Annotated in this window: 20 protein-coding genes; 8 read left to right on the top strand and 12 right to left on the bottom strand. The window is 60.8% G+C overall.

The window, feature by feature from the left end:
- Window positions 1–46 precede the first annotated feature (46 nt).
- The 4 genes from asnB to OKC27_RS08000 form a co-directional block, all read right to left on the bottom strand.
- Entirely contained in the window at window positions 47–1,711 is a 1,665-nt protein-coding gene (gene asnB / locus OKC27_RS08015) for an asparagine synthase B (RefSeq protein ID WP_182939435.1), read from the bottom strand.
- 192 nt (window positions 1,712–1,903) lie between these two features.
- Window positions 1,904–2,272 (bottom strand): cupin domain-containing protein, encoded by a 369-nt coding sequence (locus tag OKC27_RS08010; protein ID WP_182939436.1) that lies wholly within the window; start codon window positions 2,270–2,272, stop codon window positions 1,904–1,906.
- A 129-nt stretch (window positions 2,273–2,401) separates the two neighbouring features.
- A complete protein-coding gene (locus OKC27_RS08005; RefSeq protein ID WP_182939437.1) occupies window positions 2,402–3,976 on the bottom strand; it encodes a cation:proton antiporter family protein in 1,575 nt (524 codons plus the stop codon).
- Between the two features lie 54 nt (window positions 3,977–4,030).
- Window positions 4,031–4,780 (bottom strand): HAD-IIA family hydrolase, encoded by a 750-nt coding sequence (locus OKC27_RS08000; RefSeq protein ID WP_270806163.1) that lies wholly within the window; start codon window positions 4,778–4,780, stop codon window positions 4,031–4,033.
- Between the two features lie 197 nt (window positions 4,781–4,977).
- Here OKC27_RS08000 and OKC27_RS07995 point away from each other — a divergent pair, with 197 nt between their 5' ends.
- Window positions 4,978–6,042 carry an adenosine deaminase gene (locus OKC27_RS07995; RefSeq protein WP_182939438.1) on the top strand — a complete coding sequence of 355 codons (1,065 nt, stop codon included), beginning with the start codon at window positions 4,978–4,980 and terminating at the stop codon, window positions 6,040–6,042.
- A gap of 113 nt (window positions 6,043–6,155) precedes the next feature.
- Here the strand turns inward: OKC27_RS07995 and OKC27_RS07990 are convergent, their stop codons facing one another.
- The 5 genes from OKC27_RS07990 to OKC27_RS07970 all read right to left on the bottom strand — a co-directional run bounded on the left by OKC27_RS07990 (window position 6,156) and on the right by OKC27_RS07970 (window position 11,371).
- Entirely contained in the window at window positions 6,156–6,662 is a 507-nt protein-coding gene (locus OKC27_RS07990; protein WP_232093655.1) for a hypothetical protein, read from the bottom strand.
- Entirely contained in the window at window positions 6,646–7,143 is a 498-nt protein-coding gene (locus OKC27_RS07985) for an alcohol dehydrogenase catalytic domain-containing protein (protein WP_232093632.1), read from the bottom strand. The genes OKC27_RS07990 and OKC27_RS07985 overlap by 17 nt, the downstream gene beginning before the upstream one ends.
- 147 nt (window positions 7,144–7,290) lie before the next feature.
- Window positions 7,291–8,412 (bottom strand): alkene reductase, encoded by a 1,122-nt coding sequence (locus OKC27_RS07980; RefSeq protein WP_182939439.1) that lies wholly within the window; start codon window positions 8,410–8,412, stop codon window positions 7,291–7,293.
- A 196-nt stretch (window positions 8,413–8,608) separates the two neighbouring features.
- Window positions 8,609–10,144 (bottom strand): TerC family protein, encoded by a 1,536-nt coding sequence (locus tag OKC27_RS07975; protein WP_182939440.1) that lies wholly within the window; start codon window positions 10,142–10,144, stop codon window positions 8,609–8,611.
- A gap of 300 nt (window positions 10,145–10,444) precedes the next feature.
- Window positions 10,445–11,371: a cation diffusion facilitator family transporter gene (locus OKC27_RS07970; protein ID WP_058051696.1), complete on the bottom strand. Its 927-nt coding sequence runs from the start codon at window positions 11,369–11,371 to the stop codon at window positions 10,445–10,447.
- A 163-nt stretch (window positions 11,372–11,534) separates the two neighbouring features.
- Between OKC27_RS07970 and ydiJ the strand changes: the two genes are divergently transcribed.
- The 4 genes from ydiJ to OKC27_RS07950 all read left to right on the top strand — a co-directional run bounded on the left by ydiJ (window position 11,535) and on the right by OKC27_RS07950 (window position 17,762).
- Complete coding sequence (gene ydiJ, locus OKC27_RS07965) at window positions 11,535–14,612, top strand: D-2-hydroxyglutarate dehydrogenase YdiJ (RefSeq protein ID WP_182939441.1); 3,078 nt, start codon at window positions 11,535–11,537, stop codon at window positions 14,610–14,612.
- The gene (locus OKC27_RS07960; protein ID WP_182939442.1) at window positions 14,612–15,100 is read left to right on the top strand and encodes a hypothetical protein; all 489 of its coding nucleotides are present in this window, start codon (window positions 14,612–14,614) and stop codon (window positions 15,098–15,100) included. Before ydiJ ends, OKC27_RS07960 begins: the two co-directional genes overlap by 1 nt.
- A gap of 108 nt (window positions 15,101–15,208) precedes the next feature.
- Window positions 15,209–15,670 carry a hotdog fold thioesterase gene (locus tag OKC27_RS07955; RefSeq protein WP_182939443.1) on the top strand — a complete coding sequence of 154 codons (462 nt, stop codon included), beginning with the start codon at window positions 15,209–15,211 and terminating at the stop codon, window positions 15,668–15,670.
- Window positions 15,671–15,851: 181 nt separating this feature from the next.
- Window positions 15,852–17,762 (top strand): DEAD/DEAH box helicase, encoded by a 1,911-nt coding sequence (locus OKC27_RS07950; RefSeq protein ID WP_182939444.1) that lies wholly within the window; start codon window positions 15,852–15,854, stop codon window positions 17,760–17,762.
- Between the two features lie 585 nt (window positions 17,763–18,347).
- Here the strand turns inward: OKC27_RS07950 and OKC27_RS07945 are convergent.
- The 3 genes from OKC27_RS07945 to OKC27_RS07935 all read right to left on the bottom strand — a co-directional run bounded on the left by OKC27_RS07945 (window position 18,348) and on the right by OKC27_RS07935 (window position 21,466).
- A complete protein-coding gene (locus OKC27_RS07945) occupies window positions 18,348–19,670 on the bottom strand; it encodes a Na+/H+ antiporter family protein (RefSeq protein ID WP_042657651.1) in 1,323 nt (440 codons plus the stop codon).
- Between the two features lie 275 nt (window positions 19,671–19,945).
- A complete protein-coding gene (gene rnt, locus OKC27_RS07940) occupies window positions 19,946–20,623 on the bottom strand; it encodes a ribonuclease T (protein ID WP_075113058.1) in 678 nt (225 codons plus the stop codon).
- 99 nt (window positions 20,624–20,722) lie between these two features.
- A complete protein-coding gene (locus OKC27_RS07935; RefSeq protein WP_182939445.1) occupies window positions 20,723–21,466 on the bottom strand; it encodes a phosphatase PAP2 family protein in 744 nt (247 codons plus the stop codon).
- A gap of 247 nt (window positions 21,467–21,713) precedes the next feature.
- Between OKC27_RS07935 and OKC27_RS07930 the strand changes: the two genes are divergently transcribed.
- The 3 genes from OKC27_RS07930 to OKC27_RS07920 all read left to right on the top strand — a co-directional run bounded on the left by OKC27_RS07930 (window position 21,714) and on the right by OKC27_RS07920 (window position 26,510).
- On the top strand, window positions 21,714–22,835 hold the full coding sequence (locus tag OKC27_RS07930; RefSeq protein WP_182939446.1) for a 4-phosphoerythronate dehydrogenase: 1,122 nt from the start codon (window positions 21,714–21,716) through the stop codon (window positions 22,833–22,835).
- A 192-nt stretch (window positions 22,836–23,027) separates the two neighbouring features.
- On the top strand, window positions 23,028–24,044 hold the full coding sequence (locus tag OKC27_RS07925; protein ID WP_182939447.1) for an aspartate-semialdehyde dehydrogenase: 1,017 nt from the start codon (window positions 23,028–23,030) through the stop codon (window positions 24,042–24,044).
- Window positions 24,045–24,314: 270 nt separating this feature from the next.
- The gene (locus tag OKC27_RS07920; RefSeq protein WP_182939448.1) at window positions 24,315–26,510 is read left to right on the top strand and encodes a FimV/HubP family polar landmark protein; all 2,196 of its coding nucleotides are present in this window, start codon (window positions 24,315–24,317) and stop codon (window positions 26,508–26,510) included.
- Window positions 26,511–26,641: the final 131 nt, after the last annotated feature.

Genomic DNA, 26,641 nt, shown 5'->3' with positions numbered 1-26,641 from the left:
GCTTTTTGCTATCTGACGTTATCCGCCCGGGTGAACCCGTTCGGGCTTAGTAGCCTTGCTGGTGCACGTCCATCACGGCACGGCCGGACGGGTCGGCCATCTCCTTGAACTTGGCATCCCACTCCAGCGCGGTGGGGGTGGAGCAGGCGACCGACTTGCCATAAGGTACGGTACGGGCGGCGGCTTCCAGCGGGAAGTGCTCGTCGAAGATGGCGCGGTAGAAGTAGGCCTCCTTGGTGAGCGGGGTGTTGATGGGGAAGCGGAATTCCGCTGCCTCGAACATCTGATCCGTCACTTCCTGTTCCACCATGGCTTTCAGGCTGTCGATCCACGAATAACCCACGCCGTCGGAGAACTGCTCCTTCTGGCGCCATGCCACTTCGTGGGGCAGCAGATCCTCGAACGCTTCGCGCAGGATGTGCTTCTCGATCTTGCCCTTGCCGCACATCTTGTCGGCAGGTTGCAGGCGCATCGCCACGTCCATGAACTCCTTGTCGAGGAAGGGCACACGACCTTCCACGCCCCAGGCAGCCATCGACTTGTTGGCGCGCAGGCAGTCATAGAGGTGCAAAGAGGCGAGCTTGCGCACGTTCTCTTCGTGGAACTCTTTGGCGTTGGGCGCCTTGTGGAAGTAGAGGTAGCCACCGAACAGCTCGTCGGAGCCTTCGCCGGAGAGCACCATCTTGATCCCCATCGCCTTGATGTAACGGGCCATCAGATACATGGGCGTGGAGGCGCGGATGGTGGTGACGTCATAGGTCTCGAGGTGATAGATGACGTCGCGCAGGGCATCCAGACCCTCTTGCACGGTGAAGTGGATCTGGTGGTGGATGGTGCCCAGATGATCGGCCACTTTACGGGCGGCAGCCAAGTCAGGCGAGCCTTCCAGCCCCACGGCAAAGGAGTGCAGTTGCGGCCACCAGGCTTCGCTCTTGCCATCGTCTTCCACCCGACGGGCGGCGTAGATCTTGGTGATGGCGGAGATGACGGATGAATCCAGCCCGCCGGAGAGCAGCACGCCATAAGGCACGTCGCACATCAGCTGGCGTTTGACCGCCGCTTCCAGCGCGGCTTTCAGCTCGGCCTTGTCGCTGACGTTGTGCTCGACCGCGCTGTACTCCATCCAGTCGCGCTTGTACCACTGTTTGAGCTCGCCATCCTTGCTCCACAGGTAGTGTCCCGGCGGGAAGGTTTCGACGCTCTTGCAGACCGGCACCAGCGCCTTCATCTCGGAGGCGACATAGAAGTTGCCGTGTTCGTCGCGACCGGTATAGAGGGGGATGATCCCCATGTGGTCGCGACCAATCAGATAGGCATCCTGCTCGGCGTCATAGAGGATAAAGGCGAAGATGCCGTTGAGATCGTCCAGAAACGCTGGGCCCTTCTCCTTGTAGAGAGCGAGCAGCACTTCACAATCGGATTTGGTCTGAAACTGGAAGTCGACCTTGAGGGTTTTCTCCAGCTCTTTGTGGTTGTAGATCTCGCCATTGACCGCCAGCACATGGGTGCGCTCGGGGTTGTAGAGCGGCTGGGCGCCATTGCCCGGGTCGACGATGGCCAGACGCTCATGTACCAGAATGGCTTTGTCGGAGCTGTAGACGCCGGACCAGTCAGGCCCGCGGTGACGGAGTCGCTTGGACATCTCCAGCGCCGATTTGCGCAATAGAGCCGGGTCGGTTTTGATGTCCAGAATGCCGAAAATAGAACACATTGGCGGTAATCCTCTTGATTTTTATATGAGCCCCCCACGTCCGGGCTCGAAATTCCATTTACATTCCTCGTCAGACACAATGCCTAGCGGAAAAACCTTTTGCAAGCGGGAAAACCGCAGAAAATCATGCCGTAAGCGTCAAGCGGATCAACAGGATAAGGGTTGCTGCAACGGGGCAGGGTGACGTGAACGTCAAGCCGAGGCGGGTTCGAAGATGACATAGACCTTGCGACAGGGGGTAAGGGTCTCCCACTCACCGATAAAGCCGGCGGGAATGACAAATTGATCGCCGGGTTTGAGGACCAGCTGGCCGCCCAGACTGTCGTGGATCACCACATCCCCCTCCAGCAGCTGGCAATACTCGTGCTCGGTGTAGTGGATGGCCCAGCGGCCCGGCTCGCAAGACCAGAAGCCCACGTGAAACTGCTGGCTGGGGTCGGAGTAGTGGTTCCACACCGTCTGACTCGGGTTGCCCGCTTTAATGCGCTCGGGGGCTGGCATCAGTGGGGTAGGGGCCGCCTCGTGGCGGCCCGGCAAAATCCAGTCGTTGAGGGTCTTCATGGTGCCTCCATGGCAATGGGGATATAAAAGCGGGGCCATCCAGGCCCCACGTTTGTTCGTTTTATTAAACGAGGTTGTGCATAACTTAAACGATGTGCATTCCCTTGCCAAGAGCCGCTGGCCGCAGGATCAGAGTGGCTGCAAACGGCGGATCACATGGCGGGCAAAGCCGCTGCCTGCTTCGTTGTAGACGTTGAACACCGCATCCACCCCCTGCTCCTGCAGGGAGGCTATATCATCCTCGAAGCGGACGATGGCGGCGATCTTGCCGTTGAAGCCGTGGCTGCGCAGCTTCTCGATGGCGTAGAGATTCCCCGAGTGGTGGGGCATCGCCAGCAGTACCAGATTGACCTGATTGGAGAGCAGCACCTTGTCCCAGAAGTCGGTATCGGTGGCATCCCCCTCGATGACGTTCATCCCCTGGGCGCGCAGGGTGGGCAGCTTCTCGCTGTCGTTCTCCACCCCGAGAATGACGTTGCCGTATTTGTTCTCCAGCTCGAAGTAGGCTCCCTGACCAATCCGTCCCATGCCGAGGATGATCACCTCGGCATCGCCCAGCTCGATGGGCCTGTCTTCCGGATGGAGGTTGCTCGCCTGCAATCCTCGCAGCCAGTGGCCGATGCGGTGGTAAATGCGCTCGCTCTGGGCATTGAGCGGGGCCGAGATCATAAAGCTCGCCGCCAGCGCCAGCGAGACCGCCACCAGCCACTCGTGGGAGATCCAGCCCGCCTTGGCGGCGATGGCCGCGACAATGAGGCCAAACTCCGAGAAGTTGGTGAGCGCCAGGGTGGAGAGCAGGGCGGTACGCACCCGCAGGTGGGCACCGCTATAGACCAGATAGTAGAGCGCGCTTTTGAGCGGCAGGGCCAGCACCAGCGCCAGTGCCAGCAGCATGGTGTCGTGGGTTGGCAGGCCGTTGAGGCCGATGGTGAGAAAGAAGCAGACCAGAAAGAGGTCCTTGAGGTTGAAGAGCGCCTTGGCCAGCCCTGCCGCAGCCGGATGGGAGGCGAGCAGCATGCCGATGATCAGTGCACCGAGATCCGGCTTGAGGCCGACCACTTCAAAACCGGCGGCTCCCACTACCAGCGCCAGAAACACTCCGAACAGCACCTGCAACTCGCCGTGACCGGCCCGCTCCAAGAGCTTGAACAACAGCGGGCGCAGCAGCGGCAATCCCAGCACCCAGAGCGCCCAGATACTGGGCAACTTGCCACTGGAGAACGCCAGAAAGGCCACGGCGAACACATCCTGCATTACCAGCACCCCGATGGCGATGCGGGCGTAGAGGGCATTCATGTCGCTGCGATCTTCCAGCACCTTGACAGCAAAGACAGTGCTGGAGAAGGAGAGGGCAAAGCCCAGCAGCAGCGCCAGCTTCCAGTCCAGTGACAGGGCGAGGTGGAGCCCCAGTCCCTTGCAGACCAGCAGCACCACGGTAAAGAGCAGGGTGGAGAGTAGCAGGTGCAGGCTGGTGGTGCCCCACACATCGCGCCGCATCAGGGTCTTGATATTGAGCTTGAGGCCGATGGTGAACAGCAGCAGGGTGACGCCGAGATCGGCCACCTCGCTCAAGGCGGGAGTATTTTCATATCCCATGCCGTTGAGGATAAAACCGGCGGCCAGAAAGCCGAGCAGGGGGGGCAGGCCAATCAGATTGACTACCATGCCGCAGCCAAAGGCCACGGCGATCAGAATGGGTTCCATAACAGATCCTGCAAGGGCAGTTGAGACCTGCCCTGTTTAACGCTTGGGTGGTGATTAGACGATATCGATGTCGACCACGGAGTCGAAAATATGGTTCGGTCGAAACGGCATGCGGTCGATATCCGCCACCTTGCTCACCCCGGAGAGCACCAGCACCGTCTCGAGACCCGCCTGAAAGCCCGCCAGAATGTCGGTGCGCAGGTTGTCGCCGATGATGATGGTGTCGTCGGAGTGGGCCTCCATCCGGTTGAGCGCCGCACGGATGATCCAGGCGCTCGGCTTGCCGACATAAAACGGCTTCTTGCCGGTCATCCGCTCGATGGGGGCGCACAGGGCGCCGCAGGCCGGGTGCATCATGGGGCCGTGGGCATCGGGGTTGGTGGCGATAAAGCGGGCCCCCTGATCGACGAACTTGGCGCCCAGTTGCATCATGGTCCAGTTGTAGTTGCGGGTCTCGCCCACCACCACGAAGTCGGGGTCGATGTCGGTGATGGTGAAACCGGCCTTGTAGAGCTCGTGGGTCAGTGCCCCTTCACCGATCACATAGGCCTTCTTGCCATCCTGACGTTTGAGGAAGTCGGCGGTGCCCATGGCAGAGGTGTAGAAGCACTCCTCCGGCACTTCGATACCTGCGGAGCGGAAGCGGTTTTGCAGATCTTTCTGGGTCTGGGCCGGGTAGTTGGTGAGAAACAGCAGCTTGCTGCCCTGCTCCAGCAGGCGATGGACGAAACGGTCGGCACCGGGGATGAGATCGTTGTTGTGCAGGATGACACCGTCGATATCGCAGATGACGTTCTTCTTCATGAAAACTCCTTGTCAGGGCGCAGGCGAGCCGCCAATCGTTAAGATGTTCAATCATTTATGATTTTTGTGACGCCATTATAAGTCTGTTTGATGACAAGTCTCCCCTGTCTCGCCACTTCGGTGCACAATAAAGCTGCCGTCGGGTCAGTCTGGTGGAGGGGCTGACGCCGGATCACTTTGCTGATGGAGCCGTCGCTATGGACACCCCAATTCCCAAGCCAGTCACAACCGAACACCTCACCGCCGCGCAATTTATCGCCGGACTGCCGAAACTGGAGCTGCACTTGCATATCGAGGGCAGCCTCGAACCCGAGCTGATGTTTGAGCTGGGCCGCCGCAACGGCGTGCCACTGCCCTGGCCCGATGTCGCCAGCGTGCGCGCCGCCTATGACTTTGACTGCCTGCAATCCTTTCTCGATCTCTACTATCGCGGTGCCAGCGTGCTCATTACCGAGCAGGACTTTTTCGACCTCACCTGGGCCTATCTTGAGCATTGCGCCGCCGACAAGGTGGTGCATGTGGAGATCTTCTTCGACCCGCAGACTCACACCGCTCGCGGTATCCCCTTTGCGACTGTGCTGAGTGGCATCGAGCGGGCGCTGCAGACCGGGGAGAAGGAGTTTGGCATCAGCTGGCGGCTGATCATGAGCTTCTTGCGCCACCTCAGTGAAGAGGAGGCATTCGCGACGTTGGCAGAGGCTGAGCCCTTCCTTTCGCGCATTCACGGCATCGGTCTTGACTCGGGGGAGAAGGGCAATCCGCCCAGCAAGTTTGCCCGGGTCTTTGCCCGCTGCCGCGAGCTGGGGTTGCCGGTGGTGGCCCATGCTGGTGAAGAGGGGCCTGCCGACTACATCTGGCAGGCGATCAACGAGCTGCAGGTGTGCCGCATCGATCATGGGGTGCGCTCGGCCGATGATCCCGAGTTGCTGCGTTATCTGGCCGATACCCGGCTGCCGCTCACCGTCTGCCCCCTCTCCAATACCCGGCTCAAGGTGTTTGGCAATATGGCCCAGCACAATGTGTTGCGGCTGCTGGAGCAGGGGCTCTGCGTCACCATCAACTCGGACGATCCCGCTTACTTCGGTGGCTACATGGGGGCCAATTTTGCGGCGCTGGCCGATGGCCTCGGCGCGACCATGAGTCAGCTCTGCCGCTTGTCGCTCAATGCCGTTGAGGCGAGCTGGCTCTCTCTGGCGGACAAGGCGCGGCTGACCCGCGAGATCCGTGGCTATGCCGCGACCCACGGGGTGATCCTGCACTGAGTCAGGCGCCAATGCCCTCGATATGAAAAGCAGTTGATATAAACAGAGGCCCGCCATGACTGGCGGGCCTCTCTTATTTCAAAGGCTGGTGTGGTTTCTGGAGGACGGCAGTATTACGCCACTCGCACCAAAAACTTTTCGCCCCGTCCTTCGCGCTTGAAGCGCTCGAGCAGGGTGGGCAGCGCCTCGAAGTTGCCGATCACCAGCGGCGGCAGGGTCAGCTCACCGCTCGCCATTTGCCCCATCATGGCGACACCGGCAGCCACCAGTCGGCTCCACTGCTTGTCGGTGCCAAAGGCGTGCTGGGCACCGAGCGCAATCTCGTGCAAGGAGTGGCAATGGCTAAAGGCGGGCAGCGGGTTGTGCGGGATGCGCCCGAGCACCGTCACCATATGGCCATAGTAGCCAAGGGCGGGCAGCAAGCTTTCTGCCTGTTGGCTGGAGACCAGATCGATGATCCCCTCAAACGGCTCGTGACCGTTGGCCGCTTGCAGGGTGGCCAGCCACTCCGGATCCCGATAATCGGCCACTCCCTGCACCCCGATCTGTTTGAGCCACTGATGGTGGCGTGGGCTGGCGCTGGCAAAGACTCGCGCTCCCTGTTTAAGGGCCAGCTGCACCGCAAAGCGGCCGACACTGCTGCCCGCGCCAGTGATAAGCAGCGCTTCGCCGTGCAGGCGTGGCAGCTTGGCCAGCGCCTGCCAGGCGGTGAGGCCGGGGACAGGGCAGGGCGGCCGCCGCCTCGTCACTCAGGGCATCGGGCACCGGCAGCAGGGCGCGCGCCGGTACCCGGGTGTGGCGGGCAAAGCTGCCGTGGTGGCGCAGGTCGGTGTGGTAGGCGACCCGGGTGCCGAGACGCAGATGGCTGACGTTGGCGCCGAGCGCCACGATAGTGCCCATGCCATCGACGCCGGGCACCTGACCATCCTGCCAGTTGGAGTGGCCATATTCGATCAGCTTCCAGTCCACCGGATTGAAGGCGATGACCCGGTTGGCTACCAGCACCTCGTCAGGGGCGAGCGGCGCTAAAGAAAGTTCGGTCAGGGTGAGCTGCTCTGGCTCGCCTGGGGCATGCCAACACCAGGCTTGGGTGTGATTCATGGGGACTCCTTGTGAAAGCTAGGGGGAGAGAACAACGAGATCATTGCAACAGCAAGAGAGTGAAACTGCCACTGCTGCGAATGGGCAGCAATACGGCAGGCCCCAACCTGTGGGGCCTGCTTTAAGTGTCCGGTTGGCCATCGGCAATCAGCGGTGGGTGGCTGCGTCATCGGCCTGATAGACGGGGTAGTCGGTCAGCCCCTTCTCGCCGCCGCCAAACAGGGTGGCCGGATCGTGGGGGGCCAGTGGATAGCCGTGGCGCAGCCGGTTCGGCAGATCCGGGTTGGCGACGAAGGGGCGGCCAAAGCCAATCATGTCGGCCCAGCCCGCTTCGAGGGCGGCGCGCGCACGGGCCCCATCATATTTACCGGCATAGATCAGGGTGTTGGGGAAGGCATCCCGCAGACCCTGCTTGAAGTTCTCCGGCATCAGGGGGGCATCGTCCCAGTCCGCTTCGGCAATGTGCAGGTAGGTGACATTGAGCTGGCCCAGCAGGCGGGCAGCCGCCAGATAGGTCTCCTGTGGATTGGCATCCACGGTGCCGTTGAGGGTGGTGAGCGGCGCAAGACGCACCCCAACCCGATCGGCGCCGATCTCGCTACTGACCGCTTCGGTTACCTCTTTGAGGAAACGCAGCCGGTTCTGAAGCGAGCCGCCGTAGCTGTCGGTGCGGGCGTTGGATTCGGAGTCGAGGAACTGGTTGATGAGGTAGCCGTTGGCAGCGTGCAGCTCGATGCCGTCAAAACCGGCGCTGATGGCGTTGCGAGCCGCCTGACGGAACTGGCCCATTACCGCATCGATATCATCTTGAGTCATGGCACGCGGGGTGACGGTCTCGACAAAACCCGGCGCATCGCTGCCGTTATCGACGAACACCTTGACGCCCGTGGCCGCAATGGCTGACGAGGAGATGGGCTGGGCGCCGCCAATGTTGTCGGGATGGGTGACCCGGCCGACGTGCCAGAGCTGGGCGAAGATGGTGCCGCCCTTGGCGTGCACGGCATCGGTCACCCCCTTCCAGCCAGCGATCTGCTCGGCGCTGTAGATCCCCGGCGTCCAGGCGTAGCCCTTGCCCATGGGGTCGATCTGGGTGCCTTCGCTGATGATCAGGCCCGCTTCGGCGCGCTGGGCGTAGTAGCTGGCCATCATGGCGTTGGCCACGTCACCGGGCTGACTGGCACGGGAGCGGGTCATGGGGGGCATGACGATGCGGTTGGCAAGGTGCAGCTGGCCGAGGCGCAGCGGGCAGAACAGGTGATCGTGGCTCATCTTGAGTTCCTCATGGTGGAAGTGAGGCCACTTTATGCCGCCATCTTGTTGTGAAAAAGATGGGTAATTGCACAAGAGAATTGCGTTTGATGCAGCAATCAGCGCAAACCGCCGAGAGAGGCGGTGTTGAGGCATAAGGTTGAAGCATAAAAAAGAGGGCCGTCTGGCCCTCTTCAGTTTTTTGCTGGTGGCAGGCTCAAGCCGCGCCAGGCATCACTTTCACTCGTTCGATGCGCCGCTCGCTCACCTCGATCACCTCAAAGTTGAGCTGCTGCAGTTGCAGCTGCTGGCCCGGGGTGGGCAGGGTGCCGAAGTGGGAGAGCAGCATGCCCGCCAGGGTCACGTATTCGTCGCTCTCGCTCACCAGCCCCTCGTGCTCCAGCACCTGCTCCACATGGTGGATGTTGGTGCTGCCGTTGATCAGCCACCCTTCGCCATCACGCACGATATCCGGGGTTTCATCCTCGTCCGGCAGCTCGCCGACGATGGCCTCCAGCAGATCGTGGGTGGTGACCAGCCCCTGAATGACGCCAAACTCATCGGAGACCAGGATGAGGCTCCCCTTGGCTTTGCGCAGCTCCGCCAGCAGGCGGATCACGTTGATGGTCTGCGGCACGATAATGGGATCGTTCTGCTTGGCCAGTTCGCTTAAGGATTGCCCTTCATTCAAGGCAAACAGCAGGTCGCGCGCCTTGAGCACCCCGATCACCTCGTCCAGATCCCCGTCACAGATGGGAAACAGGCTGTGGGGCTCGCGCTGCAGCAGGGCGCGGATCTCGTCGCTGGAGTCGTTGATATCGATCCAGGCCATCTCGGAGCGCGGGGTCATGATGGTGCGAATGGATCGCTCGGCCAGCGACAACACGCCGGTCACCATGTAGCGCTCCTCCTCGCCAAAGCTCAGCGGCGCAGGCGCCGGTGCGTCCAGATCGTCATCCGGCTGATCCTGATAGGCCTTGCTGCCCATCAGCTTGAAGATGGCCGCAGTGGTGCGCTCGCGCAGCGGCTGTTTGGCTTCGTGGCGCTCGGCGCTGCGCTGGGCCAGCTGGTTGAAAAACTCGATCAGCACCGAGAAGCCGATGGCCGCGTAGAGGTAACCCTTCGGAATGTGGAAGCCGAAGCCCTCTGCCACCAGGCTGAAGCCGATCATCAGCAGGAAGCTCAGACAGAGCACCACCACGGTCGGGTGAGCGTTGACGAAGCGGGTCAGCGGCTTGGAGGCGAGCACCATCACCACCATGGCGATGGTCACGGCGGCCATCATGACGCCCAGGTGTTCCACCATGCCGACGGCAGTGATGATGGAGTCGAGCGAGAAGACCGCATCGAGCACCAGGATCTGGGCGATCACCACGCCGAAGCTGGCGTAGGCGCCGACCGGGCCATCGTCATGGGGTTTGGCCTCCAGCCGCTCATGCAGCTCGGAGGTGGCCTTGAACAGCAGGAACAGGCCGCCCCCCATCAGGATCAGGTCCCGACCGGAGAAGGGGTGATCCCACAGATGCAAAATCGGGGTGGTCAGGGTGACCAGCCATGACATCACGCTCAGCAGCGCGAGTCGCATCAGCAGGGCCAGCGACAGGCCGATGATGCGCGCCCTGTCCCGCTGGGCGGGGGGCAGTTTTTTCACCAGGATGGCGATGAAGACCAGGTTGTCGATCCCCAGCACGATTTCCAGAATGATCAGGGTAAACAGACCAATCCAGATATGGGGATCCAGCAGCAATTCCATTGTATGACCTCAATAAAAACAGACAGAGCAAACAGTGATCACGGCGCGCGATGGCCGCAGTAACAGCAAGGCAAAGGTGTTATTCAGAGGCGCTGATGAAGCAGATAAAGATAGGCTTTGACAGAAAGGGACGAAGGGCAACTTCGGGGATTGTCCATGATGGGCAATAAAACCTCGGGTAAAAAATGAGCCCTGATGATAACGATTGGCGCCAATTTGGCAAGTGCAGCATCAACGGGGCGTGACGGGGCTGTGATGAGACAGAGGGAGGCGGCCACGCCGCGCTCCCCCGTGCGGTCGTTACAACCAGCGCTTTTCGCGGGTGAAGCAGACCGAGAGCCAGGCATCGCCCAGGGTATCGCCGAGGCGGGACCAGAGCTCATGGCGCAGGGCATCCTGCCGTTCGACCGGCCAATCCTGATCCGGTGCCACCAGAATGTTCAATTCCAGATCGAAGCGGCGACCGCTTTTCGCCAGATGGCTGTAGCACTCGAAGCCATAACGCTGGCGCAGCGTCTCTATTTCCCGCTCGACGTGCTGTGACACATCGCCCTTGGGGGCAATTTTGAATACTTCCCGCAGGTTTCTGCTCAGCACCTTGATGGGAATGAGGGTGGCACAGAGGGCCAGCAGCGAGACCAGCACCGGGTCTATGTAGCGGTTGTATTGGCCGTGGCCGATGGCATCCAGACCAATGGCGACCAGAAAACCGACCAGCAGGGTGGCACTTAAAATGGTATCGACCAGCCACTCCTCGGAATCAACGCGCACCAGTTCGGAGTTGAACTGCTTGGCCAAGCGGGCTTCGACCAGATAAAGCAGCGAACAGAGGAAGGTGGAAATGGCCGCACAGATGAGGGCGTGACCGAGGTTGATCTCGCGGCCACCCTCCAGCAGGGTGGTGATGCCGTTATAGAGTGCACCCAGGCAGAGCAGCAAGATGATGAGGCCGTTGATCACGTTGGCGATGGGTTCGAAGTGGGCGTAGCCGTACTGGAAGCGCTCATCGTAGGGACGGGTAACGAAGTAGGCCGTGACCAGACCCAGACCTGTCATACCCATGCTGAACAGGCTGAAAATACCGTCGAGCATGATGGCGTGGGAGCCGACCAGCAGACCGTAGCCAATACCGAAGATGGCAAAGGCGATGCTGCCGATGAGTGACAGGGTGAGCGCCTGCTTCTCGGTGGTGATAAGCGTACTGATAACATGGCTGGGGTGAGCCATAAAAGTCCTCCTTTCAAATGGTGAATATTGCCAAGCGCAAGCGGTTTTCTAGCTGATATACTGCCCGCTCACATGTGAGCGGACTGGCCTGATTGCCATTGACAGGCGGCCAGTCGTAGTCGCCGGCGTGCCGGCATCAAGCAAAGGATGGGAACAAGGATTCATGATCCCGAGACTCGATTACCAGGACAGTTTGTCACCCGCAACCCTGCAGTTTCTTGAGTTGCTAGAGCGCAGCGCATTTCGTGGTGATATCGAAAAGTCTTATGCAAGCCGGTTGGCGATGGCGACGGATAACAGCGTCTATCAGGTAGTACCTCAGGCGGTTCTCTATCCGCGCAGTGCGGACGACATAGCAGCAATGCTCAAGCTGGCCGCAGAGCCGGCGTTCGCTTCCTTGAGTTTTTTTCCTCGTGGTGGCGGTACCGGCACCAATGGTCAGTCATTGGGCGGCGGCATTATCGTCGATCTCTCCCGTTATATGAACCAGATCATGGAAATTAATCTGGAGGAGGGGTGGGTGCGCGCCCAGGCCGGGGTGGTGAAAGACCAGCTCAACGCCTGGCTCAAGCCTCACGGCTACTTCTTCTCGCCGGATCTCTCCACCTCCAACCGCGCCACCTTAGGGGGCATGATCAACACCGATGCCTCGGGGCAGGGGTCACTGGTCTACGGCAAAACCTCGGATCACGTGCTCGGCCTGAAAGCCGTGTTGGAGAACGGTGACATCATGGTCACCGAGCCGGTCAATGGCTCCCGTCTTGAGGACAAGCTGGCCCTCGAAACTCGGGAAGGGGAGATCTATCGCACCCTCTATCGCATCGGCAAGGAGCGGCGCGCCGACATCGAGGCGACGTTCCCCAAGCTCAACCGCTTTCTGACCGGTTACGATCTCAAGCACCTCTATCAACCGGATACAGATACGCTGGATGTGAGCCGGGTGCTGTGCGGATCGGAAGGGTCCCTGGGCTTTATCACCGAAGCCAGACTCAACATCACACCGATCCCGCGCTACCGCACGCTCGTTAACGTCAAGTACGACAGCTTCCCCTCCGCCCTGCGCAACGCCCCCTTTATGGTGCAGGCGCAGGCCCTCTCGGTGGAGACGGTGGACTCCCGGGTGCTGGGACTGGCCCGCGCCGACATCATCTGGCATTCGGTCAAAGAACTTATTCAGGATGTGCCCGGCAAGGATCTGCAGGGGCTCAACATCGTCGAGTTTGCCGATACCGACGAGGCGGAACACAAGGCCAAGGTGGCTGAGCTCTGTCGCCGTATCGATGCACTGCTGGCCAAGGGCGAGGCGGGGATCATCGGCTATCAGGTGTGTGACCACCTGCCGAGCATCGAGACCATCTACACCATGCGCAAGAAGTCGGTGGGACTGCTGGGCAACGCCGAAGGTCGCAAGAAGCCGGTGGCCTTTACCGAAGATACTGCCGTGCCGCCAGAGTCGCTGGCCGATTTCATCATGGAGTTTCGTGCCCTGCTGGACGCCCACGGCCTCGACTACGGCATGTTCGGCCATGTCGATGCCGGTGTGCTGCACGTGCGTCCGGCGTTGGATCTCTGTGACCCGGAGCAGGAGGTACTGCTGCGCCGCATCTCCGATCAGGTGGTGGCGCTCACCGCCAAATATGGCGGCCTGATGTGGGGGGAGCACGGCAAGGGCTTTCGCTCCGAATACAGCCCCGCCTTCTTTGGCGAGCTGTGGGAAGAGCTGCAGCGGGTCAAGGGGGCGTTCGATCCGGCCAACCGTATCAACCCGGGCAAGATCTGCATCCCCTATGGCAGCGGCGCCGAGCTGGTGTCGGTCGATGGTCCCAAGCGCGGCAAGTATGACCGCCAGATCCCGCTCGCGGTGCGCACCAGCTACACCCGCGCCATGGATTGCAACGGCAACGGTCTCTGTTTCACCTTCGAGACCGATTCCCCCATGTGCCCCTCGGTCAAGATCAGCCGCGATCGCCGCCACTCCCCCAAGGGGCGAGCGGGCCTGATGCGCGAATGGCTGCGCCAGCTGGCGGAGCAGGGCTTCGATCCGCTGGCAGAAGAGGTGGCACTGCAATCCGGTGGCGTGCGCTTCAAGCAGCTGGTGGACAAGGTGCGCAACAGCTGGGCCAAACAGCGTGGTGAGTATGACTTTTCCCACGAGGTGATGGAGGCGATGGCGGGCTGTCTGGCCTGCAAGGCGTGCACCAGCCAGTGCCCGATCAAGGTGGATGTGCCCGATTTTCGCGCCCGCTTTATGCAGCTTTATCACGGTCGCTACCTGCGCGCGCCGAAGGATTACTTTGTCGGCACCGTCGAAAGCTATGCGCCGCTGCTCGCCAAAGCGCCGAAGCTGGTCAACTTTTTCCTCGAAAAAGAGTGGGCCCAGAAGGCGACCGAGAAGAGCATCGGCATGGTGGATGTGCCGCTCTTGAGCGTGCCGACCCTGGCCGAGAGCCTGCACGATAACCGCGCCCGCTATTTTGATCTGCCGGGACTGGAGCGGATGAGCGCCGAGCAACGCAAGCAGGTGGTGCTCATCGTGCAGGATCCCTTCACCAGCTATTACGATGCCCCCGTGGTGCGCGATCTGGTGAAACTTGCCAGCAAGCTCGGGTTCCAGCCCTACCTGCTGCCCTTCAAACCCAACGGCAAACCCCAGCATATCAAGGGGTTCCTGCGCGCCTTTGCCCGCACTGCCGCCAACAGCGCCCAGTTCCTCAACAAGGTGGCGGCGCTCGGCATCCCCATGGTGGGGGTGGATCCGGCCATGGTGCTCTGCTATCGCGACGAATATGCCAAGGCGTTGGGGTCGGCCCGAGGCGATTTTCAGGTGTTGCTACCACAGGAGTGGTTGCTCTCGCTGCCAGCAGAGCTGCTGCCCGTTAACACCAACAAGGCAAAGTGCGAGGAGGGGAGTGAACCCGAGCCCTGGTATCTGTTTGCTCACTGCACCGAGAAGACCGCCAAGCCCTCGACCCACGGCGACTGGAGCACCCTGTTCGGCCGCTTCGGGGCCAGTTTGCAGCCGGTCTCTGTGGGTTGCTGCGGCATGGCAGGCACCTATGGTCACGACGTCAAACAGGTGGAAAACTCCAAGGGCATTTATGGGCTGAGCTGGGCCGACCCGCTCGCCCGTCTGCCCAAAGCGCGCTGCTTGGCGACCGGTTATTCGTGCCGCAGTCAGGTCAAGCGAATGGAGGGGGAGAAGCTCAAACATCCATTGCAGGCCCTGCTGGAGCTGCTCTGATGCTGATGTTTCCCAAGCGGTTTCGGGTGCCGAAGGCCTATCGGCACCCGCGTTTCTTGCTGTTACCCGCCACTCCCGCTCAGGCGGTGGTGGAGTTTGTCGCCATGTTGCGCGAGCGCGAGCAGCTTCATCAGCTGTTTCGCCCGAACGATATATGGCCCTCCGCCCACTTCAGCCTGAGCCAGCACGAAGGCGATCTGGAGTGGCAGCAGTCGGAGTTTCTGGCCAAGCGCTCCTTTGCCTATGGCCTCTGGAGCCCGGATCGGGAGCCGCAATTCTGGGGCGGGGTTTACCTCTACCCATCGGTGCTGCCGGAGGTGGCGGTGGAGCTCTTCTTCTGGAAGGTTGCCGAGGCGCCCATCACGGATGAGGAGCTGGAAACGCAGCTGCGCGACTGGCTCGCCAGGGTGTGGCAGTGGCCGGAACCCCGTCTGCCGGGGCGAGAGGTGCCGTGGGCCGAGTGGCCCGGAGTCACTTATCCCTGGTGACGCAAGGTGGTTGCCAGGATGCCCCGATCGGGGCATCTTTTTTTCTTTGTCTTTTTCGCCGACACTGCTCGCGTTTAACCCATTGATTACATAAGGAGTCTGCTCGCCATGAGTCAAGAAAATGCCCCCATCTGGCGCAAGCCCATGAGTCTGGAGGGGCTCAATGCCACCTCTCGCAACACCCTGATGGCCCATCTCGACATCGTCTATACCGGCTTTGGCCCGGACTGCCTGGAAGCGACCATGCCGGTGGATCACCGTACCCACCAGCCCCTTGGCATGCTCCACGGGGGCGCGTCAGTGGTATTGGCAGAAACCCTGGGATCGCTGGCAGCCAACATGGCGGTGGGACCAGATAGCTACTGCGTGGGACTGGAGGTGAATGCCAACCATCTGCGGGCCAAGCGGGAAGGGGTGGTGACCGGTCGTTGCGCGCCGCTGCATCTGGGGGCGACGACTCAGGTGTGGCAGATTGAAATTCGGGACGAACGGGGACGTTTATTGTGTACCAGCCGACTGACGATGGCGGTGCTCAAACACAAGCGGGGCAAGGACTCCAGCGAGGAGTGACCTGCAATAACGCACCAGTAGTGAAAAATAAGCAAGCCATAGTCGCAAGATCCCTCTATAATTGCCAACGTCTTGAGAGGCTTATCACATTTTTCAAGACAGCAGAACAAAGTGGCGCTATAATCGCCGCCTTTTTGCTATTCCGCGGTGCTTAGCCGCCTGCCTTAATCTGGAAGAATCTATGTCTGATACCGAACAACTGCCCCTTTTTAGTGAGCTTGGACTGGCCGCGCCTGTATTGAAAGCGCTGCAAGACGTGGGCTATGAGCGCCCGTCACCGATCCAGGCCGCAGCAATTCCCCACCTGATGGCGGGACACGATCTGCTGGGGCAGGCGCAAACCGGTACAGGGAAGACCGCTGCTTTTGCCTTGCCTCTGTTGTCTCGTCTGGAAGCTGGTAACCGCAACACTCAGGTTTTGGTGCTGGCTCCGACCCGTGAACTGGCCCTGCAGGTTGCCGAGGCGTGCCAACGTTACGCCAAGCACATGCCTGACTTCCACGTCCTGCCGATCTACGGCGGTTCCTCTTACGAAACCCAGACCCGCGCCCTGCGTCGCGGTGCCCAGGTTGTCGTCGGTACCCCGGGTCGTGTGATGGATCTGATCCGTCGCAAGAACCTGGACCTCTCCGGCCTGAAAGCCCTGGTACTGGACGAAGCCGATGAAATGCTGCGTATGGGCTTCATCGACGACGTGGACTGGATCATGGAGCAGTGCCCGGCCACCCGTCAGGTTGCCCTGTTCTCCGCTACCATGCCGGACCAGATCCGTCGCGTTGCCCAGAAACACCTGAAGCAGCCGAAAGAGATCAAGATCATCACCAAGACGTCCACTGCACCGACCATCCGCCAGCGTTACTGGCAGGTAACCGGTCTGCACAAGCTGGACGCCATGACCCGTCTGCTGGAAGTCGAACCGTACGAAGCCGTACTGGTCTTCGTGCGCACCAAGAATGCTGCCGAAGAGCTGGCTGGCAAACTGGCCGCTCGTGGCCACGCCTGTGAAGCGCTGCACGGTGACATCCCGCAGAAACTGCGTGAGCGTACCGTTGACAAGCTGCGTCAAGGCCAGCTGGACATCCTGATCGCCACCGACGTCGTCGCTCGTGGTCTGGACGTTGAGCGTATCACTCACGTAGTGAACTACGACATTCCGTACGACACCGAATCCTACGTACACCGTATCGGCCGTACCGGTCGTGCCGGTCGTAAAGGTGAAGCCATCCTGTTCGTTGCTCCCCGTGAGCGTCGCATGCTGCGCGCCATCGAGCACGCTACTCGTCAGGCCATCGAGCCGATGAAGATGCCGAGCACCGAGGACATCAACCAGCACCGTCTGACCAAGTTCAAAGAGCGCATCCGGGAAACCATGATGGGTGAAGAGCTCGAGATCTATGTGAACCTGGTTAACGAGCTGATCGAAGAAGATTCTGCCGATCCGCTGGAGCTGGCTGCCGCACTGGCCAAGCTGGTACAGGGCGACCAACCGCTGCTGCTGGATGACTCCATCCCGGATCCGCTGCTGAATGCCAGCAACGATCGTGGTGGTCGTGATTTCGACCGTCGTGACGGTGGCCGCGATTTCGGTGCCCGTGACTTCGGCGACCGTGGTGATCGTCCTGCCCGTCGCATGCCGTCCCTCGAGCCGCGTCCGCTGAAAGACAACCCGGATGTGGAGATGGAGCGTTACCGCGTAGACGTGGGTGCCCATCACGGCGTCAAGCCGGGCCAGATTGTTGGCGCCATCGCCAACGAAGCGAACATCGAGAGCCGTTTCATCGGCAACATCGACATCGCCGATGACTTCTCCACCGTCGATCTGCCGAAAGGCATGACCGCCGATGTACTGGAAGTGATCAAGAAAGCCCGTGTTTGCCAGCGTCCGCTGCAGATCACCCGCTACACCGAAGTGCCGGCCGGTAGCAACACTGCTCCCCGTCCTCCGCGCAGCGATCGCCCTTTCAACAAGGACCGTCCTTTCAACAAGGATCGCCGTCCCCAGGGTGACCGCCCGTTCAACAAGAGCGGTGAGCGCCGTGAAGGTGGCTTCAACAAAGATCGCAAATTCAGTGGCAAGCGTCGCGAAAGCTGATTGCTGACCCCGTTATGAAGAAGGCCGCTCATTGAGCGGCCTTTTTTTGTGCCTGCGGTTTGCCCTCTGTTCTTACTGAACGCCAGGGTGGCATAAGGCGTTGTGGGTAGAGCGCATGATGGCCGCTATTTGATAACTGGATGCCGGGGAGAGAGAACGCCTTTTCTATTCAACAGGCGGTTGTGACGTGGTCGGGTGTCATCCGCTGTTCTGCCATAGCGCAGGACGGGCAGCCGTTTCTCTGTATTGGCAAGCGTTGAGCGAACCGATAGTGCTGCGCGATAGTACTGCGATAGTACAGCGACAGTGCAGCGCATCCTTGTGCAATCCACTGGAGCGAGCGGGAGACCCGCACTCTTTATGAGTTCAAGGTTGGTGTGCGCTTGGGCGGATGGTTGGACGGGGAGTGACAGCATTGCGCCCAGTGACTCCGGCAGTCGTAAGCGATGGCGGTGAGTTGCTCAGAAGGCCTATCTGGCTGGCGGCCACTATTCATGTCGAGCGGGGGACTGGTTGGCGTCAATGAAGAAGGCGACCTTCAGGTCGCCTTCTTGTTGTGCATGGTGGCCGCTGCCAGCGGGGCTATCAGAGCACCATGGCGGCAATCCAGCCGAAGATCACCAGCGGGATGTTGTAGTGAATAAAGGTGGGTACCACGCTGTCCCAGATATGGTCGTGCTGACCATCGGCGTTGAGGCCGGAGGTCGGGCCCAGGGTCGAGTCGGAGGCCGGTGAACCCGCATCCCCCAGCGCGCCGGCGGTACCGACCAGTGCGATGATCGCCATCGGTGAGAAGCCAAGCTGCAGACAGAGCGGCACATAGATGGTGGCGATGATGGGCACGGTGGAGAAAGAGGAGCCGATCCCCATGGTGATGAGCAGGCCCACCAGCAGCATCAGGAAGGCGGCGATGCCCTTGTTCTGGCCGATGCCGGAGGCGACCACCTGAACCAGCGTATCGACGCCGTGGGTTGCCTTCATCACGGCAGCAAAGCCGGCGGCGGAGATCATGATGAAGCCGATCAGCGACATCATGCGCACCCCCTGGGTGAAGGCATCCTGGCTTTCGCGAAACTTGATGACGCCACCGCAGGTGAAGATGACAAAACCGGCCAGCGCACCCAGCACGATGCTGTTGGTCATCAGTTGCAGCCCCAGTGCCACGCCAATGGCCAGCAGAGCGACCCAGATGTGGGTGAGATTGAGTTCAACGGTCTCAGGCTCCGCATCCAGGATCTTGGCGAGATCGTACTGGCGCGGTTTGCGATAGCTGATGAACACTGCGATCAGCAGGCCCAGCAACATACCGGCGACCGGAATGGCCATCGCCAGCGGGATCTGGCTGGTGGTGATGGGCACGCCGTTATCGATCAGGTTCTTGGCCAGAATGTTGTTCAGGAAGATGCCACCAAAGCCGACCGGCAGCACCATATAGGTGGCTGTCAGGCCAAAGGTGATGACACAGGCAACCTGACGACGGTCGATCTGCATCTGCGCCATCACATGCAGCAGCGGCGGGATCAGGATGGGAATAAAGGCGATATGAACCGGGATCAGGTTCTGGGACGAGATGGCCACGGCCAGCACGGAACAGAGCAGCAGGGTCTTGACCCACATGATGCGGGTCGAGCTGGCATCCTTGCCTAACTGGCTGATCACCTTGCGGGCCAGCAGGTCGGTGATCCCGGAGCGGGAGATGGCAACCGCAAAGGCGCCCAGCATGGCGTAGGAGAGGGCAATCTCGGCGCCACCGCCCAGGCCACCGCTGAAGGTGGTGAGGGTATCGGTCAACGACAGCCCGCCGACCAGGCCGCCAGCAATGGCCCCCAGCGCCAGCGAGACCACCACATTGATCCGCAGCAGACTGAGCACCAGCATCAGCCCGACTGCGATAACAACTGGATTCATTTGATTTCCTTATAGTTTGTTATTGCTGTCTGTCATGTGAAGGGGAGTTAGTTTGCGAAAAATGTGACAAATGTCGAGAAAAAAATCAGTCAACCCCCTCATATCGCAGCAGCATCTGGCACAAGGTGGATCAAAATGAGGGTTTGTGGCCGGTTTGTCTCAGTGCATTGCGCGCGCAGCGGTTGATCGTGACGTTGATGGTGCTTTCTTGTGCGCAGAGCGATCAATCACGCCCCCGAAAACAACGAAGGCTGCCTGTGGCAGCCTTCATCCGTTTATGCCTGCACGTCGTCATCGGCAGGGGTATCCGGCGTGTCGTCATCCGGATGCGCTGGTGGCCAGCCCCCCATGCTCTTCCAGCGGTTGACGATATGACAGAACAGCTCGGTGGTGCGCTCGGTGTCATAGAGGGCAGAGTGCGCCTCTTTATTGTCAAACGGGATGCGGGCGCTCTGACACGCCTTGGCCAGCACGGTCTGACCCAGCGCCAGCCCGGAGAGGGCAGCGGTGTCGAAGGTGGCAAACGGGTGGAACGGATTGCGCTTGAGGCCAGCCCGTTCGGCGGCGGCCATCACGAAGCCGTGATCGAAGGTGGCGTTGTGGGCCACTATGATGGCGCGGCCGCAATCCTGCTCCTTCATCCCCTTGCGGATCCCCTTGAAGATCTCGGTCAGTGCCTCTTTCTCCGAGACAGCGCCACGCAACGGGTTGTAAGGATCGATGCCGGTGAACTCCAGCGCGGCCTTTTCCAGGTTGGCCCCTTCGAAGGGCTCGACATGAAAGTGGAACACTTGGTCGGGAACGAGCCAGCCCTGCTCATCCATTTTCAGGGTGTAAGCCGCGATTTCGAGTAAAGCATCGGTCTTGGCGTTGAACCCGGCTGTTTCAACATCGATGACGACGGGGTAAAAACCACGGAAACGGCCCTTGAGGGTATGAACTGCGTCGGTCATGGGATCTCGGTCGGGATAAAATGAGGCGGCATTATGGCAAAAAAGCACAGGCTTGTCCTCCCATCCCACGCAGGAAGCCTGTGCAAGATGGCGCTGGATTCAATATCTGTGCAGCCACCAGCGGGCGGCGATCAGCGCCGTGAAAGTGCCAAGCAGGGCGCTGGTCAGCACATCCATCGGCCAGTGCATCCCCATCACCATGCGCGACAGGCCAATCCCCAGCGCCCACAGCGGTAGCAGCCAGACACCTGTGGGGGCGCGGGCCAGCCAGATGAGGCCGAAAAACTGGGCCAGGCTGATGGCGGCGATGCTGTGGCCAGAGGGGAAGGCGTAATTTACCTCCTTTTGCCAGTGGTGGCCGAGCCACTCGGGCAGGGCCAGCAGCTGGCTGGCGGCGTGAACCTGTTCGCTGCGCACCTCGACGCTACTGGCATAGAAGCTCTTGATGGCCGGGATCAGCGCCTGACTCTCCAGCCAGAGCAGGTAGGGTCTGGGCTCCTCGGTCAGATGTTTGATCAGGCTCTTGAGCACCCAGTCGCTGGCAAGCAGGGCCGCCAGTGCACACCCCAGCGCAATGAAGGGGGCCAGCTCCAGTTTGAGTTTGTAGCGGGTCAGCAGCAGCAAGAGGGCGCCACTGACTCCGATCCCGGGAATATCGACCATACGGGTGAGGGCGTATGACCACCATAACCAGCCAGCTTGCAGCGAGCCGGTCAGAAACGGTTGCCAGGGCAGCGTGGCGAGTAGCAGCAGGGGCAGGATCAACAGTGCACTGAATCCGAGCACCTGACTGCGGGTGAGTGAGGTGGTTGACGCTGGGAGCGACGGGGCGTGTTGCGGCATGGTGGGTATGGGCGATCGCGAAAAAGAGGGGCATTGTGCCACCGTGACATGCCCGGACAAAGCCGAGCAGTCAGTTTGTTACCTCTGCTTACACATTTGTGGCGAAAAACCCTGTTTGAACGGGTGGATGGGGCGGCCGCCGAACAATGTGGCCCCCTTTCGCGCCGGATTGCATCACAGGCTGAAATCTCGGGCGGCTTTGCGCTAGAATGGCGCCCCCGTGGCGGTTGTGACCAAAGAGAGCCCGATGAAGATAGTCGTTGATGAGAATATGCCCCATGCCGTGGAGCTGTTTGCCGAATTTGGCGAGGTGATCCCCTTGCCCGGACGGCAGATGCAGGCCCGCGATCTGCTGGATGCCGATGTGCTGCTGGTGCGCTCGGTCACCCGCGTCAACGGCGATTTGCTGGCGACCAGCCCGAAACTCGGGTTTGTCGGCACCGCTACTATCGGCACCGACCATGTGGACAAGGCGCTGCTGGCGAGCCGCAATATTTCTTTCTTCAGCGCCCCAGGTTGCAACAAGTATTCGGTGGGGGACTATGTGCTCTCCGCCCTGCTGGTGCTGGCGGAGCGTTACGAACTCGACCTCTCGGCCATGACGCTGGCGGTGATTGGCGCGGGCAATACCGGCGAGTGCGTGGCTGGCAAGGCCCAAGCGCTCGGCATGCGGGTGCTGCGCTGCGATCCGCCCAAGGCACGGGATAATCCTGATGCGGGTTTTGTCGACTACCAGACCGCCCTTGGCGCCGATATCGTCAGCTTCCACGTGCCCATTACCCGCGAAGGGCAGGATGCCACCTACCATCTGCTGGATGCCGAGCAGATTGCCGCCCGTCCTGCCGGGCAGATCCTGATCAACGCCTCCCGAGGCGAGGTGTGGGATAACCGGGCCCTGCTGGCGCGTCAGTTGAGCGATGCGCCATTGCGACTGGTGATGGATGTGTGGGAGAACGAGCCCGAGCCACTGGCAGAGCTGGTGCCCCATACCGAGATTGCCACCCCCCATATCGCCGGTTACAGCCTGGAGGGGAAAGCGCGCGGCACCTGGATGCTCTATCAGGCGCTCTGCCAGCAGCTGGGGCGCGAGCCTCGTCAGGATTTGAGTCAGCTCTTGCCTGCCCCCGATGTGCAGGTGGTGGTGCCGGGCCGAGTGCCGGATCAGGCGCTGATCAAGCAGCTGGTGCATCTGGTCTATGATGTGCGCCGCGATGATGCCCGTTTTCGGGCCAGAGTCGGCCAGCCCGGCAGCTTTGACGAGCAGCGCAAACACTATCCCGAGCGCCGTGAACTATCCTCCCTGCAGATCGATGGGGAGTTTGCCGACAAGGCGCTGGGCGCGTTGGGATTTGCGCTGTCACGCCCCTGAACGGGGGCAAATTGTTGGAAGATAACCGGACGGGGTGAGCCGCGCTGGCCACACCGACCCCATTTTTTACTGAGCTGGCGCAGATGCTACTGCGCCGGTTCAGCCATATCAGGCAGCGTCATCTCGCAGCGCGAGAGCCTGCCGACCATGGCGCCAGCCGGTGCCATTGCAGCATTATCAGAGGAGAACAGAATGAGCCAGCAGTTTAACGTAGCGGTATTGGGTGCCAGCGGCGCCGTGGGTCAGGCGATGATCGAGATCCTGGAAGAGCGCGAATTTCCGGTAGCGACCCTCTATCCGCTGGCTTCCAGCCGTAGCGCCGGTGATACCGTGCGTTTTGGCGGCAAGAACCTCGAGATCCTCGATGTGGAGGAGTTTGACTGGAGCCAGGTGCAGATCGCGCTGTTCTCCGCCGGTGCCGAGGTCTCTGCCAAGTGGGCGCCGATTGCTGCCGAGCTCGGCTGCATCGTCATCGACAACACCTCCTGCTTCCGTTATGACGAAGATATCCCGCTGGTGATCCCGGAAGTGAACCCGGACGCGCTGGCCGATTTTCGCAATCGCAACATCATCGCCAACCCCAACTGCTCCACCATCCAGATGCTGGTGGCCCTGAAGCCGCTGCACGATGAAGTGGGGATCGCCCGTATCAACGTGGCCACTTATCAATCCGTGTCAGGCTCGGGTAAAGAAGGGGTCAGCGAGCTGGCAGGCCAGACCGCGCAGCTGCTCAACGGTCGCCCGGTGGAACCGACCATCTATCCGCAACAGATCGCCTTTAACCTGATCCCGCAGATCGACAGCTTCACCGATAACGGCTACACCCGTGAAGAGATGAAGATGGTGTGGGAAACCCAGAAGATCCTGGGCGATGCCAGCATTGCCGTGAACCCCACCTGTGTGCGGGTACCGGTCTTCTACGGCCACGCCGAGGCGGTACACGTCGAACTGCATCAGCCGCTCGATGCCGAACAGGTCAAGGATCTGCTGCGCAATGCGCCGGGCGTGACCCTGTTTGATGACGAAGGGGATTATCCGACCCCGGTGCGTGACGCAACCGGCAAGGATGAGGTGCTGGTTGGTCGGGTGCGCCAGGATATTTCTCATCCGAGTGGTATCAATATGTGGATCGTGGCCGATAACGTTCGTAAGGGCGCGGCAACCAACAGTGTACAGATTGCCGAGCTGCTGGTTCGCGACTATCTGTAAAGCTGGATGATGCCACCGATGCGCAGCAGGGAGTGCTGCGCATCCGGCCGGTGAGTACTGCGGGGTGTGACCCATGCCGCACTCCGCCACTTCAAGATTCTGTTGCGATATCAACTGATTAAGTTTTTTCCTACACTCAGAGTCAAGTTGGGTGCTAAATGTGTCGGACTGCTGGCTTGCTAGGCGAGCCTGATTTATATTGAACCGACTGTTTTGGGGTAACTATCCAGATTTTTCAATGCGATAGGGCCGTCATACGAAGGAACGAATATGGGACATTCCCGCATAACATTGGCAACGCTACTCGCATTGGGTCTGCTGGGCACCGTCCAGGCTGAAGACTCGGCGCGGGAGCCTTTTTTTGTCGAGCTAAAAGGCCCTGACGAACCTGCACCTCCCGCCGTCAATTCCCAGCCGCTGGCGCAACCGGTCGCCAGACCCGTGGCGCAGCCGGTGCGCGCAACCGCCGAGCCGGTGGTGCGTCAGGCCACGGCCAATGCCGGTAGCTATGGCCCTGTTCGTCCGACCGATACCCTCTGGAGTCTGGCGAGCAAATATCGCCCCTCTACGAGTGTCAGCGTCTACCAGACCATGGTGGCGATTTACGAGAAAAACCCCCGCAGTTTTGCCGATGGCAATATCAACCACATTCTGGTGGGTTCCCGCATTTTGCTGCCGACCGTGGCCGAGGCGAGCGTCATCACCGATGCCCAGGCGCGCGCCAAATTCCGCAGCGACAACGCCAGCTGGAAAGGGCTGAGCCCCAAATATCTGGCCAACAAGCAGGCCCACACGGCCAAACCGGTTGCCGTCAAACCTGCGAAGGTTGAGGCGGCCAAATCCGAGCCGGTGAAAGCTGCCCCGGCACCGCTGCCGGTGGCGAAAGCCGCACCCATTCCTGCGCCTGTTGTGGCACCGCAACCGGCTGCTGAAACCAAAGAAGTGGCCAAGGTGAGCGAGCCCGCGCCGAAAGAGGCAGTGGCTCCCGCGCCTGTACCAAGCGCTGCAGAAGGCACTACACCGGCGCCTCTGCCTTCCGATCTGGATAAACCGGTCGGCAAACCTGCCACCGAGATGGCGCTGGCACTGGAAGATGCCAATGCCCAGCTCGGCCAGGTGACCGAAATGAACCACAGGCTCAAGCTGCGCCTGCAATCGCTGACCGAAGAGGTGGAGACCCTCAAGGCCCAGCTGCAGGATCAGACTGCGCTGCAAAAAGAGATTGCCGAGCTCAAAGCCCAGCCGGTTCCGCCGGTGGTCGCTGCGCCCGAGCCCAAGCAAAATTGGCTGATGGATCTGCTCGCCTCACCGCTCAACCTCGCCATGATCATCTTGCTGCCGGTGTTGCTGGTGCTGGCACTGGTGACCCTCTGGCTGCGGGCCCGTGCCCGTCGCGAGCTGGAAGAGCAGGAGAAGAGCCTCTCCGAATCCACTGCGATGATGATGGATCAGGAGCAGAGCGAATTTGATGATCTGCTGAGCGTCGATGTGACCGACAATGAGCCGGTGCGCCCGCTACCGGATCTCAACACCCCCGATGGCTTCATGCCGGTTGAACCGGACAAGCCGGACCTGGATCTGGTGTTCAGCGACGATGGCGAAATGGATCTGCAAGGCTTCGAGCCGGAGCGGATGGCGGCCCAGCCAGCCAGTCGTGACCCGGATCTGGTGCCGGATCTCGATCTCTCGCTGGATGAGCCGATCGCGCTGGCCAACGAGCCCGCCATGGATCTGGCCAGCGAGTTCAATCCCAAGCCCAAGGCCGCTGATGAAGTCATGAGCGAAGAGGAGCTGCAGGCCGCCCTGTTTGCCGAGCTGGATGCGGATCTCTCTGCCGACCTCGAGCCCGATTTGAACTCCATTGACGAAGTCGGCGCCGCTGACGACGATCTGGCCAGCTTCGATCTCGGCGAGTTCGAAAATGCCTTCGACGAGCCCGCCGCTGGCAAAGATGACAACGCCATTGATCTCAGTGCCGACGAGAGTGCCGATGCGATGCTGGCCGAGCTCGGTCTTGAGCCGGCCAAGGCGAAGACGGCGAAGGACGCCGAGCTGGATCTGGAGTGGGATCCCAACGAGCTGGCGCTCTCCGATTTCGAAGATGCGTTCGCCGAGGTGGAATCTCATCCGGCCGATGTGCAGCCCCGTGAGCAAGCGCAGGAGAGCGGCTACGTCGAGATCGACAAGCTGCTGGCCGAGGCCGATGCCAGCACCACTGAGCAGGAGCCTTATCAGGGATTTTCGCTGGATGTGGGGCTCGATGGCTTCCCCGAGGTGCTGCCGGAATCCACCGGGTTTGATGTGGATGCCGACGACGGCGGTGTGGGTGCCAAGCTGGATCTGGCCCGTGCCTACCTCGAGATTGATGACAAGGATAGCGCCCGCGAGCTGCTGCAAGAGGCGGCAGAGCAGGGCAGCGATCACCAGCGCGCCGAAGCCGAGAAGTTGCTCAAGCGGTTGGGCTAAATCAATTCCCATCACGGGATCAGCAAAACGAGGGCAGCCAGCGGGCTGCCCTCTTTTTTTGGCGAGTTGCGATGGGGCGAGGGTGGCCATGCAAGCTGGCCATCCAGGCCAATTGCGCGTGTGGTGGGACT

It is taken from the genome of Aeromonas sp. QDB62 (assembly GCF_027705695.1).
Lineage (GTDB): Bacteria > Pseudomonadota > Gammaproteobacteria > Enterobacterales > Aeromonadaceae > Aeromonas > Aeromonas allosaccharophila.
This window is presented reverse-complemented; position numbering and strand designations above follow the sequence as displayed.

What these genes read in the sequence shown, in the direction of transcription:
- OKC27_RS07960 (WP_182939442.1), top strand. Translation starts at nt 14,612, where the DNA reads ATGCTGATGTTTCCCAAGCGGTTTCGGGTGCCGAAGGCCTATCGGCAC.
- OKC27_RS07920 (WP_182939448.1), top strand. Translation starts at nt 24,315, where the DNA reads ATGGGACATTCCCGCATAACATTGGCAACGCTACTCGCATTGGGTCTG.
- OKC27_RS07980 (WP_182939439.1), bottom strand. Translation starts at nt 8,412, where the DNA reads ATGAGCCACGATCACCTGTTCTGCCCGCTGCGCCTCGGCCAGCTGCAC.
- OKC27_RS07930 (WP_182939446.1), top strand. Translation starts at nt 21,714, where the DNA reads ATGAAGATAGTCGTTGATGAGAATATGCCCCATGCCGTGGAGCTGTTT.
- asnB (WP_182939435.1), bottom strand. Translation starts at nt 1,711, where the DNA reads ATGTGTTCTATTTTCGGCATTCTGGACATCAAAACCGACCCGGCTCTA.
- OKC27_RS07985 (WP_232093632.1), bottom strand. Translation starts at nt 7,143, where the DNA reads ATGAATCACACCCAAGCCTGGTGTTGGCATGCCCCAGGCGAGCCAGAG.
- rnt (WP_075113058.1), bottom strand. Translation starts at nt 20,623, where the DNA reads ATGACCGACGCAGTTCATACCCTCAAGGGCCGTTTCCGTGGTTTTTAC.
- ydiJ (WP_182939441.1), top strand. Translation starts at nt 11,535, where the DNA reads ATGATCCCGAGACTCGATTACCAGGACAGTTTGTCACCCGCAACCCTG.
- OKC27_RS08000 (WP_270806163.1), bottom strand. Translation starts at nt 4,780, where the DNA reads ATGAAGAAGAACGTCATCTGCGATATCGACGGTGTCATCCTGCACAAC.
- OKC27_RS07945 (WP_042657651.1), bottom strand. Translation starts at nt 19,670, where the DNA reads ATGAATCCAGTTGTTATCGCAGTCGGGCTGATGCTGGTGCTCAGTCTG.
- OKC27_RS07955 (WP_182939443.1), top strand. Translation starts at nt 15,209, where the DNA reads ATGAGTCAAGAAAATGCCCCCATCTGGCGCAAGCCCATGAGTCTGGAG.
- OKC27_RS08010 (WP_182939436.1), bottom strand. Translation starts at nt 2,272, where the DNA reads ATGAAGACCCTCAACGACTGGATTTTGCCGGGCCGCCACGAGGCGGCC.
- OKC27_RS07970 (WP_058051696.1), bottom strand. Translation starts at nt 11,371, where the DNA reads ATGGCTCACCCCAGCCATGTTATCAGTACGCTTATCACCACCGAGAAG.
- OKC27_RS07950 (WP_182939444.1), top strand. Translation starts at nt 15,852, where the DNA reads ATGTCTGATACCGAACAACTGCCCCTTTTTAGTGAGCTTGGACTGGCC.
- OKC27_RS07925 (WP_182939447.1), top strand. Translation starts at nt 23,028, where the DNA reads ATGAGCCAGCAGTTTAACGTAGCGGTATTGGGTGCCAGCGGCGCCGTG.
- OKC27_RS07995 (WP_182939438.1), top strand. Translation starts at nt 4,978, where the DNA reads ATGGACACCCCAATTCCCAAGCCAGTCACAACCGAACACCTCACCGCC.
- OKC27_RS07975 (WP_182939440.1), bottom strand. Translation starts at nt 10,144, where the DNA reads ATGGAATTGCTGCTGGATCCCCATATCTGGATTGGTCTGTTTACCCTG.
- OKC27_RS07935 (WP_182939445.1), bottom strand. Translation starts at nt 21,466, where the DNA reads ATGCCGCAACACGCCCCGTCGCTCCCAGCGTCAACCACCTCACTCACC.
- OKC27_RS08005 (WP_182939437.1), bottom strand. Translation starts at nt 3,976, where the DNA reads ATGGAACCCATTCTGATCGCCGTGGCCTTTGGCTGCGGCATGGTAGTC.